The sequence below is a fragment of the Vibrio sp. AND4 genome (genome assembly GCF_000171815.1).
Classification (GTDB): domain Bacteria; phylum Pseudomonadota; class Gammaproteobacteria; order Enterobacterales; family Vibrionaceae; genus Vibrio.
The window spans coordinates 127,044-137,327 of sequence record NZ_ABGR01000004.1 but is presented as its reverse complement, the minus strand read 5'-3'; the positions used below and the strand labels follow the sequence as shown (position 1 = coordinate 137,327).

General features: G+C 44.2%; 7 protein-coding genes. 2 read left to right on the top strand and 5 right to left on the bottom strand.

What is annotated here, in order from left to right; translation table 11 throughout:
* Positions 1 to 211: 211 nt before the first annotated feature.
* The 3 genes from AND4_RS07350 to yccS all read right to left on the bottom strand — a co-directional run bounded on the left by AND4_RS07350 (position 212) and on the right by yccS (position 3,211).
* Positions 212 to 478: a hypothetical protein gene (locus AND4_RS07350; RefSeq protein ID WP_009842313.1), complete on the bottom strand. Its 267-nt coding sequence runs from the start codon at positions 476 to 478 to the stop codon at positions 212 to 214.
* A gap of 114 nt (positions 479 to 592) precedes the next feature.
* Positions 593 to 754, bottom strand: coding sequence for a hypothetical protein (locus tag AND4_RS20245; RefSeq protein ID WP_009842312.1), 162 nt, complete (start codon positions 752 to 754; stop codon positions 593 to 595).
* A 303-nt stretch (positions 755 to 1,057) separates the two neighbouring features.
* Positions 1,058 to 3,211 (bottom strand): YccS family putative transporter, encoded by a 2,154-nt coding sequence (yccS, locus tag AND4_RS07340; protein WP_009842311.1) that lies wholly within the window; start codon positions 3,209 to 3,211, stop codon positions 1,058 to 1,060.
* 306 nt (positions 3,212 to 3,517) lie between these two features.
* On the opposite strand from yccS, the gene helD reads away from it, so the two are divergent.
* Positions 3,518 to 5,587, top strand: coding sequence for a DNA helicase IV (gene helD / locus AND4_RS07335; RefSeq protein ID WP_009842310.1), 2,070 nt, complete (start codon positions 3,518 to 3,520; stop codon positions 5,585 to 5,587).
* A 125-nt stretch (positions 5,588 to 5,712) separates the two neighbouring features.
* Here the strand turns inward: helD and AND4_RS07330 are convergent, their stop codons facing one another.
* Together AND4_RS07330 and torT are read right to left on the bottom strand one after the other, a co-directional pair.
* The gene (locus AND4_RS07330; protein WP_009842309.1) at positions 5,713 to 6,168 is read right to left on the bottom strand and encodes a methylglyoxal synthase; all 456 of its coding nucleotides are present in this window, start codon (positions 6,166 to 6,168) and stop codon (positions 5,713 to 5,715) included.
* Between the two features lie 59 nt (positions 6,169 to 6,227).
* The gene (torT, locus tag AND4_RS07325) at positions 6,228 to 7,232 is read right to left on the bottom strand and encodes a TMAO reductase system periplasmic protein TorT (RefSeq protein ID WP_009842308.1); all 1,005 of its coding nucleotides are present in this window, start codon (positions 7,230 to 7,232) and stop codon (positions 6,228 to 6,230) included.
* An 88-nt stretch (positions 7,233 to 7,320) separates the two neighbouring features.
* Here torT and torS point away from each other — a divergent pair, with 88 nt between their 5' ends.
* A complete protein-coding gene (gene torS, locus AND4_RS07320; RefSeq protein WP_009842307.1) occupies positions 7,321 to 10,281 on the top strand; it encodes a TMAO reductase system sensor histidine kinase/response regulator TorS in 2,961 nt (986 codons plus the stop codon).
* Positions 10,282 to 10,284: the final 3 nt, after the last annotated feature.

The window sequence follows — 10,284 nt, the reverse complement described above, 5'->3', positions numbered from 1 at the left end:
GGTGGCTCATTGAGCCGCCACGCTTTGTGCTGTACGGTTGCCTTTGGTATCAGATAATGGATAGGTTGACGACAGAAAGCATCAGAACCGTCTCGTTATCGCAATAAATGAACACAAGAAAATGAAGAGATGACTTGAGAAGATAAAATGTCTATGAAAGGGCTGTTAGTGGCTGTGGATAAAACAAAGTTTTGAATATTGAGTGAGTAGACTAAGCGTGGATATCGAGCATACTACCAATCACCTCATTATTTTTGTCGACGACAGACGCGCCGATACGGTTATAGCCCGCGGCTTGAGTTAAGCTGACTAGAGGTTTGATTGGATTGGAAGGTAGTTGAGTGGTTACTTTGTTAAACGCGAGTTCGTTATCTTTAGATGGCCCAACGTTATTAAACGTTAGATCTTTTCCTTTCGAAAAATCTTGTTGGATTTCATGCGCAGCCCCTTCAACCATCTTCTGTGATTGTTGAATCATGATATGTCCCGACTGAATTCCCGATACTGGCATGTTACCCCTCAATTCTTTATGCTTTACGTAGCATAGTAAGTATCGTTATTTTACGCAAGTGGTTTTATACTCAATGTTTTATCAAGCAAACAGCTTCGACAGTAATTCGTACTCTTCGCTCGACAGTAAAGGAGAGGCTTTTTTATGGAGAGAGTGGTTAATGTCACCTTGTAGTGATTTCAGCTGAGCGGCGGTCAACTCATTAATCTTCTCGCGCAGCTCATTAAATTGTTGAGTTGTCATACTGATCTCCTCACATTGCTTGGTTTTTTCATTCATAACCACTTCTCGCTTATCTTTGCGGATCTAATAAAGCGTATTCTAATATGATCAGGATAGGTTTTTCATGCTTGTTTTTTGTCCGAGAAATGTCAGCTTGAACCTAGTGGTGTGTAAGAAAATTCTTATAAATTAAGCTAGGGATTATAAATGACTAGAACCGACGTCTACTTCGTCAATATACCCAAGTAACCTCGGGATACATGGTTAGGGAGAATTTCTGCATTCCGAAATCACAGAGCCTGCGCAGTTATCCGATAAGTTTGTTCAGTGTACGCGAACGGCAAACTTTGACGCGAGCGAATGTAACTCAGGCAGCATTCGATAAATAAGGTGTAATTGTTGGAGTACCATTCGGGCTGAGTGATCATCCTCGTCGCGCCATTCATTCAAGCGTTGCTCCAAGTTGGTATCATTAATTGTGGTTAAATCGCATTCTTCACAATGGTGATGCAACTGTTGCTGAAGTACATCTAAATGCTGGTGAATACAACGATGTGCATCAAGTACCAATTGATGAATGGTCTCATCTTCGATTCTTGTGCGGTGTGCGCCAAGTGCTGAGATATAGCTGAGCATGGCGTGGTTGAGTGTTAAAAAGCGGAAACTCTCATCTACAGCGGTTCGGTACTTTCCAGGTTCTGCCAGCATCGTACTGATTGCCGATGAGAGGTTTGCATCGTTGTTGTGTGCCTGTCGGCGCGCAACTCGATAACTTAAATTATCTTTCTTGCCAATTCGGTACTGGCCAATGATCTGACCAAGATATTGTTTGTTTGCTTCTATGGCGTCAGACATAACCTTGTGTAGGCGTTTGGACTGCCAATCAGGCAAGATTATCATGACTGCTGCCACTGCTAGTACACAACCAATCAGAGTATCTGCAAGGCGAGGGAGTACTACCGCATAACCTTCGCCGAGTTGGTTGAATAAAAACAGCACTAACAAAGTGATAAAGCCGGTCGCATACCCGTAGTTGTTGATTCGAAAAGCAAAAAACATCACACCAGAAACCACAACAAACACTAGTTGGCTTTCTTGTGAAGGAAAGAAGGTGAGAAGAAGTACTCCAATCAGTAAGCCTGCCAATGTACCTATGACACGCGCAGTGAGTTTTTGTCGTGTTGCGCTGTAGTTTGGTTGACAAACAAATAACGTGGTAAGCAGAATCCAGTAACCACGGTCAATGTCGAAGGCTTGAATGATCCCGTAACCTGCTGTCAGTGTCATCGACATACGCAATGCATGACGGAACAACATAGAATCCTTGTGCAAATTGGCTGAAATACGTTGCCACATGGCTTTGAGCGTGTGTGGGGTGGTGTCATCGAGCACACCTTCTTCTAAGCGATCTGCATCTGGATTGTTAATATTACAGAGTTGTTTTTCTACTGTCGCAAGGTTATTGAATAGGTAGTTCAGTTGGCTCAGGAGTCGTTTCCAGTGGGGTTGCTCTTGCTCTCCTAAATAGCCTAATGAGTTTTGGAGTTCTGCCAATGCCATAATCGATTGGTTGGTGTGAGTGTATTCGTTGCCTAATCGGATGGCATGGGCAATCTCGCGACAGGCTTGAGCTTGAGATTCAAGTAAGTACTTAAATCGGAAAAGAATGTCTGAGCGTTCAAATTCGGTGGCCAAGTCTTGGTAACGATAATGGCTTGAGCTAACACGCTCGTGAATATCCTGAGCAATAAAGTAAATATTCAAAAATCGGTCACTTGGGCCATCAATATGACCACGTTTAGAACGGCTTAATAGTGTCGTTTTACAAGCGTTGAGCGCATTCACTGTTGCAGCATTTAACCTTGCTGCCTCAATACGCATCGGCTGAGGGGTTAGGTTTGTGACCGGGTGAAATAGCTTGGCTTTTGCGTCGAGATAATTCGCGATTTGGAGGAATACCGCAGCAAGGCTTTGCTGAACAGGCTGAAGTGGCCAGAACATCTGCCAGATCATAGACATAAAATAGTACCATGCCGCACCGGTGAGAAGCAGTAGTGGTTGAAACCAAATATTGATGCTTTGATGGGCGCCGAGCATGGTGTAGATAGCGATCAGTAAAGAACCAAACGCGATGCTGGCGTATTTCGGGCCGATAGCACCGAGCATAATAAAGCAGAAGGTTGAGACAAATAGACCGACGGCAAAAGGCCAAGGAGTAGCAAAGAGGATCTCAATCGAGAAAGCGGCGGTGGCAAAACAGATAAAGGTGAGAATCAATGCTTTGATCCTTCCTGTGAAACTATCATCGCTTTCTGCTGATGCTGCTGCGATAACACCCAAAATAAGAGGTGTTATCAATGAGGTTTGTTGAAAGTACCACGCAGGAATCACCACACCCAGTAAAGTGATAAGGATCAAGATACTGTAGTTGATGGTTTTGTTTGCCCAAAAGAGGCGAAATTTTAAAGCAGCTTGCACAATGCGCCTTTCGTTGCCGATGGAAAACGAGAGAATTTTAATGAACTCACTATAGCGCGTTTATGATAATACGTTTATGACTTAATTTAATAAAAATTGTCATTTGCTCAGGAAATCAACAGAGCTGCCATTGACTTAATCTGTCGCAAGCGAATGAGCGGAAAATCGTTGTTCACAATTTCAACAGTAATGTGATTTTTAATTAAGAATCCCGACAGAAGGCGATATATACCGCATCGATTGCTACAATTTAGCCGTCTAAAATGATATAAAACGAGAACTTCTATACCAAAAGGCGCACCTTTCATGCAGCTTACTGCCTCTAATAAAGCACAGTTTTTTATTCAAAAAGAGTATTATCAAGTCGAAATAAAAGAAAATAGTGTTTTATTAAGCTCAGTCGGAAGTGAAGAACACATTCCATTTACCGTATGGAATGGCAAAGTGAGTGTTAAGCGCGGTCTTCTTTGGAGTTCAATGCAATTTTTTGCCCATGAGCAAGACGGAAAGCAACAAAGTTGGCTTGTCCAGGGGTTACCTTGGCCGCATTGTCGTAAGTTTGCTTTTGAAGCGGTTCGACAATATCAAGACTGGCACAACACCCAGTGTCGCAGACTCGCAGAATATCTCCCTAAGTGGGAGGAAGAGTTGTATCAACTTAAACATTACCCAGCTTATCTCTCGCATTCAAAAGTTCAAACTTGGGTGGACCAAGTCAATGATGAATTGGTTGACATTAAAACCAGTTTGGAGGAAGCGAAGGTGCGCATGCCTAAACGTATGGCGGAGATCGAATCATGGCTTTCCGATACATCTCAAACGTTGAGTGAGCGAAATCATGCGTGGCTTGAAAATGAACGTCCAAATTGGGAAGTACTATTTAGCCGAATTGAGTCTTCGCCATTGAATCTTTCCCAGCAGCATGCCGTGCTTATTAATGACGATCATAACCTTGTTTTAGCAGGCGCAGGCTCAGGTAAAACGAGTGTATTGACCGCGCGTGTGGCGTATTTGCTACAAAGTCACCAAGCACAAGCTGAAGAGCTCTTGATGCTTGCCTTTGGTCGTGATGCTGCGAAAGAAATGAAGGAACGCTTGATTGACAAAGTGGGGTTGGCGGCAGAAGACGTACGTGTGAATACTTTCCACCAACTTGGTCTGCGTATTCTAAACCAAGTGGAACCTCAGCCAGTCGAAATCAGCCCACTTGCCCTCGATGATAACCAACGCACAGCATGGTGCATCGATTGGCTTAAAAAGCATTGGATGACACCAACCAACTTTAAGCGTTGGCAAAAGCATTTAGACAAGTGGCCAATAGCCTACCTAAAAGGTGATGATGAATTAGGCAGTCACTCGGAAAATCCCAAATTAATTGCCTGGTTAGACAATCAACTCTCGCAACTGGCTGCTGTCGGTTTAACTAAGAAGCAAGTGCAGGAGAAGCTAGTCAGTCATCAAGACTACACGCGTTTAAACAGTGAACTCGCGCTATGCTGGCCTTGTTTCAGTGCATGGCAAAAAATGCTTAAGGAGACCAATCAGGTTGATTTCCCTACCATGATCACTCGAGCGACGGATTACGTTAAGAAAGGTAAATATATCTCCCCTTGGCGTTTTATTATGGTGGATGAATATCAAGACATTTCTCCAGATCGATTAGCCCTGATTGAAGCACTGTGTGAATCAACAGAGAAACAAGCGGGAGCGACTTTGTTCGCGGTTGGTGATGATTGGCAGGCTATTTATCAGTTTGCAGGCGCGGAGGTTGATCTCACCACGGGCTTTCAAGACCGATTTATACATTCAACTGTGCATCATTTGGACACAACATATCGTTTCAACAACCAAATAGGTGACGTGGCGAATGCTTTTGTTCAAGAGAACCCATCTCAGTTGCCCAAGGTGCTCAACAGCCATAAACAACGTAAGCAAAAGAGTGTGCATACCGCTCCGAGCAATCAGGTTGAGAAGATCCTTGATCAACTGAACCAACAGGCGAAGAAAACCAAATCAGTATTGTTGTTGGGTCGTAACCATTACCACAAGCCTGATCTCTATGATGACTGGCTGGAGCGATTCCCTAAACTTGAGATTCGTTTTATGACCTGCCATGCGAGTAAGGGTAGGGAAGCGGATTTTGTGATTGTACTGTCTGTGGATGAAGGGCAATTTCCGGCTAAGAAAAAGCAAGCGCACATCGATGGCGCATTGAGCGAGTCGAAAGACAACTATCCGTATGCAGAAGAACGACGCTTGTTTTATGTCGCATTGACGCGTGCAAAAGAGAAAGTGTGGATCACCCACACTGGAGCGGGTTCGGCGTTTGTACAAGAGTTAGTCAATGGCGATTACCCAATCGTGACAGCAAGATAAAAATACATACAGGTACAACGAAGGCGATACTCAGTATCGCCTTTGTTGTATTTACTGTTTACTGCTTTTTATTCGGAACTTGCTTTTTGTTCGCAGCTTGCTGTTTGCAGTAACCCTAACGGCCATCAAGTGCGTTCCGCTAGGTATGCATCGTAGTCTGGAACTTCAATATCCACTTCTTGAGCGAGCAGCGGAGAGCTGAATAGAAATTGCGCGGTTGCGCGGTTTGTTGCCACAGGGATGTTCCAAACACTCGCAATACGAAGTAGTGCTTTCACATCTGGGTCATGAGGAACGGCGTTAAGTGGATCCCAGAAGAAAACAAGTACATCAATATTACCTTCAGAAATGAGAGCGCCAAGTTGTTGGTCACCCCCCATTGGACCGCTGATCAAGCTCTTGATCGCTAACCCTGTCTCTTTGCTGAGCATATGACCTGTTGTGCCAGTTGCGTATAAGAAGTGGTTTTGCAACTTTGCTTTATTTTCTTTTACCCAACGAAGTAATTCTGGCTTGCAGTTGTCGTGGGCAACCAATGCAACGTGCTTGTGTGCGGCCATAGTGCGAGTTGTTTTTTGCATCAAATTATTTCCATTTCGAATGACTTCACTACCATCAAATAAAGCACATTTTTTGCCAATCAATCGACGGACCCAACCCTAAAAGTCGGCCTATATTTTGATGGTGATAACGATTCTTCAATCGTATCATCATGAAGTGTCTCTGGTGTCAAAGACTTGATCATGGGTGACATTTTTTTTTCGTAAGCTTCATTACGCAAATAATGGGTTGCTTGCGCTACAGAAAGGCGTCCTTGTTCCACCATTTTGTCGGTTGGGGCGAATAATACTTTATTGCGAAGTAAGCCACGGTAAACACCGTGGCTGAGATACACAGAAAGCAAGCCAATATCTTTGGCCTTATCGGCACTGCGCAGTTCGCTGATCGCAGCCTCTATTGCAACTGCACTACCAACGATATAGTCAATATTATCCAGATCAATGACGCGTTGAACAAGGTTACGTTGCAGTTCCTTATCGTTGTCTGCCCAGTAAGAGCCAACAATATGAATGTCACTGTCTTTAATTGACTCATAAAAACCGGTGGCAACGGGCTCTGTACCGCCGCGCGTTTTTGGACCAAGTAACAGTGCCACGTTCGTCTTTCCTGAGCCTTTGGGGTGCTTCTGCGCAAGGTATTTGCCTGTTTCGTAGCCCATCCAGTACCAATCGACACCGACGACGCCTTTAAGTAACTTGGTTTGTTCTTCATCAAGGTTAAGTCGGTTAACGGTGGCAAAAACGGGCGTATTGCCAACCCAGTTCTTTAGATTGTGTTTGTAAGCTTGTGGATCGACAGTCCCTAAAATGATGGCACTTGCTCCCCATTGGGTGCACAAAGCAAGCTGTTGCTCTTGACGGGACTTATTTGTATAACCACCAGCTTCCAGAACACGAAGATCCACCCCAAGTTTTTCTGCTTCGGATACCATCCCGTAGTTTACGGATAGCCAGTATGAATCCTTTAAATGAGGGTAAATGGCACATATTTTTTCTGCAGCAAAATTTGGCATTGAAGTAAAAATTAACAATGCGAGTGCAGAGTGTGCGAGAATTGTGCGAAATGGACGCTGATTTTTAACCATTAAGTGAAGTTCGTTGGCATAGAGTAAGTAAACATTGCAAAATATAACGTAATATGTCGCTGAACACGAATATTAAGGTCAGGAAACTATGTTGCTAGCTACCGCAAGCATCGGTCGGAAACTGCTGTTGTCCTTCATTGCTATGGCAATGTTGGTGATGTTATCAGCGTTAATCGGTGTATCAGGGTTTTCTCTGGTGGCAAAAACTGAAAGGAATGTCGTGGACTCTGCCATACCGGCAATGATTGAGGCACGGCAAGTATCAGAGCTCAGTACCCGTATCATATCATCGGTTCAAACGCTTTCGAGCGCTCAAAACGAGCAAGAGCGCAAGCAAGCGGGGCGTATTCTATTTGATCAACTTGAATCATTGCTGTCGCACATTAAAGAGTTAGGCAGCGAGTCTTTTGATTCTCAGCTCCTTGAAGCTCTGGAAAATAATGTTCAAAATGTGATTAATAACTTAGCGGAGCTTGGCGTCACGGTAGAACGCAAGTTGTGGCTGACCAAAGAGATCAATACGCGTGTTGAAGAAATGCGTTTATTAAGCGAAGAGCTAGAACAGTTAACGCGTACTCAGGTGCAAAACACCAGTACGATTGCGGTTGCCAACATTACTCATATTTATGGCTTATTGGAATCTAACAAGAAAGACCAAGTCTATCAGGCTCTTGATGCCTTAGTTGAAGTCGATCTTGATCTAAACGAACGATTGCATGAACTGCACTTGCTCGCCTTTCAAATGCTTAACCAGATTGAAGAAGCCCGCACACTCACTAATGCTGATCGGATTCAACAAATCCAAACGGAGTTTGAAACTAACCTGAAAATTATGAAGCGCCGTGTACTCGCTGTAGAAGATCCAACCCGCTCAGAGCAAATGAGTCAGTTGCTGACGGATCTCGGCAAGCGTCAAGTGGTGTTCACTATTTTGTTGCAACAATATGAGAATGACGAGCAGTCACAAGCGTTAATGCAAAAGACACTTGAGTTATTCTCTGAACTGAATGGCACCGTGAACAAGTTGGTGGATGATTCCAACCAGACGACGCGAGTTGCGGTTGATCAGTTGACCAGCACTCTGAAATTCGCGCAGTGGTCGCTAACAGTAATCTCCATCATTGGTTTGATCATTTTAGTGATAATTCTGTGGCGCGTTGTTTATTTGTCGGTAGTAAAGCGGTTAGCGGAATATTCAGCTGCATTGCTATCCGTTGCTCAAGGTAACCTTGCCGTTGAGTTAGAGGTAAGAGGCAAAGATGAGCTGGCACATATGGGCCAAGCTATCATCACAGCACGTAACACCGCACAAGCACTAAAAGTCGTGGCAGAGGGTGAAGCGCAAGCGAAACGTGAATTGGAAGAACATAAAGAACAATTAGAAGAGCTGGTTGGACAACGCACATCCCAATTGAAGCAAGCGAACCGTCGTTTGAACGAAGAGGCGTTAAACCACGCTAAGGCACGCCAACAAGCGGAACAAGCCAGCCGAGCGAAGTCTGCTTTCCTTGCTACTATGAGCCATGAGATCCGCACACCAATGAATGGGGTATTGGGGACCGCTCGTTTACTGATTGATTCGGGTCTGAACCCAATCCAAAAGCGCTATGCAGAGATCATCAATCGCAGTGGTAAAACCTTATTGGCGATTCTGAATGACGTATTAGATTACTCGAAAATCGAAGCCGGGCACTTAGAGATCCGTTGTCTGGGTTTCGACTTACACCAGATGGTAGAAGACACATTCCAATTAATGAACGGTAAAGCACAAGAGAAGAAGTTACTGTTCTCATATCATATAGAAAGCGATGTAGGCCGTTATTGGAAAGGTGATGTCACACGCATCAACCAAGTTTTAAGTAATTTGGTTGGTAACGCGATTAAGTTCACTGAAGAAGGTGAGGTTGATATCTATGTGAGCCTGAACCCGGAAGATGAATCACAGGTTTTGTTTGAAGTGACAGACACTGGTATCGGTATTGCCAAAAAAGACCAAAAAACCTTATTTGATGCTTTTACTCAAGCGGAAAGTGGTATGCATCAAACTGGTGGTACAGGCTTAGGTTTGGCCATAAGTCGTCGCATTGTTCAAGCGATGGGTGGGGAGTTAAATGTGGATTCTGATGAAGGTCAGGGTAGTCGCTTATGGTTTTCTATTCCTTTAGAGGAAAGCGAGCCAGTCGAAACAGTATCGATCGCAAACGCTCGTTGTGAGGTCCGTGCAAAAGTTCTGCTAGTCGAGGATAACCCAGTTAACCGCGTGGTGGCGGAAGGCTTCTTAGAGAGCATGAACCATGTCGTTATCACGGCAGAAAATGGCCAAGAAGCGGAACAGATCATCGGTAACCATGACTTTGACATTGCATTGGTTGATATTAACTTACCAGATTGCAACGGTGCTGATTTAATCCAGCGGCTTAAGCGCATAGAGCGCAACAAATCAGCCGATAGCGCATTGGATCCAACACCAATGGTTGCTGTTTCTGCTCATGTATTTGCTGAAGAAGTTGAAAGTTACTTAGCAGCAGGCTTTGATGGTTACTTACCTAAGCCAATGGAAAAAGAGGCCCTTTCTGCAATCATCCAGGATATGTTAGATGGCAAACATCTACTGTTACCTCAAGAGTGCGCATCTAAAGACGAGACAATGACAGACAACAATGATAGCTTAGTGATTGATAGGTCAGCAGCAGGGGTGCCAGAGATGGTTATCATCAATCCTGAAGTGATTAAGTCAGACATGAAGTTTTTGGGTAGGGAAAAGATGTTGCATATCATCGATTTGTTCCGTAAAACTAGCGCTGAAATACTGGTCCAAATGGACACTGCGGCTGAGCATGGTGAGAGCCGAGCCTTAAAAGATCTTGCGCACAAGTTAAAAGGCAGTGCAGGTAGTTTGGGACTGACGGTTTTGATGAATACTTGTCGGAATATCGAGGTCGCGAAGGACACACAAGAGGCTTTCTCTGAACACCGTATTGAGCTACAAAAGCACGTGAGCGAGTCGGTTGATGCTTTGGAAAATTTGATGTCACAACTGGTGCATTAGTTG

What these genes read in the sequence shown, in the direction of transcription:
- AND4_RS07350 (WP_009842313.1), bottom strand. Translation starts at nt 478, where the DNA reads ATGATTCAACAATCACAGAAGATGGTTGAAGGGGCTGCGCATGAAATC.
- AND4_RS20245 (WP_009842312.1), bottom strand. Translation starts at nt 754, where the DNA reads ATGACAACTCAACAATTTAATGAGCTGCGCGAGAAGATTAATGAGTTG.
- helD (WP_009842310.1), top strand. Translation starts at nt 3,518, where the DNA reads ATGCAGCTTACTGCCTCTAATAAAGCACAGTTTTTTATTCAAAAAGAG.
- AND4_RS07330 (WP_009842309.1), bottom strand. Translation starts at nt 6,168, where the DNA reads ATGCAAAAAACAACTCGCACTATGGCCGCACACAAGCACGTTGCATTG.
- torT (WP_009842308.1), bottom strand. Translation starts at nt 7,232, where the DNA reads ATGGTTAAAAATCAGCGTCCATTTCGCACAATTCTCGCACACTCTGCA.
- torS (WP_009842307.1), top strand. Translation starts at nt 7,321, where the DNA reads ATGTTGCTAGCTACCGCAAGCATCGGTCGGAAACTGCTGTTGTCCTTC.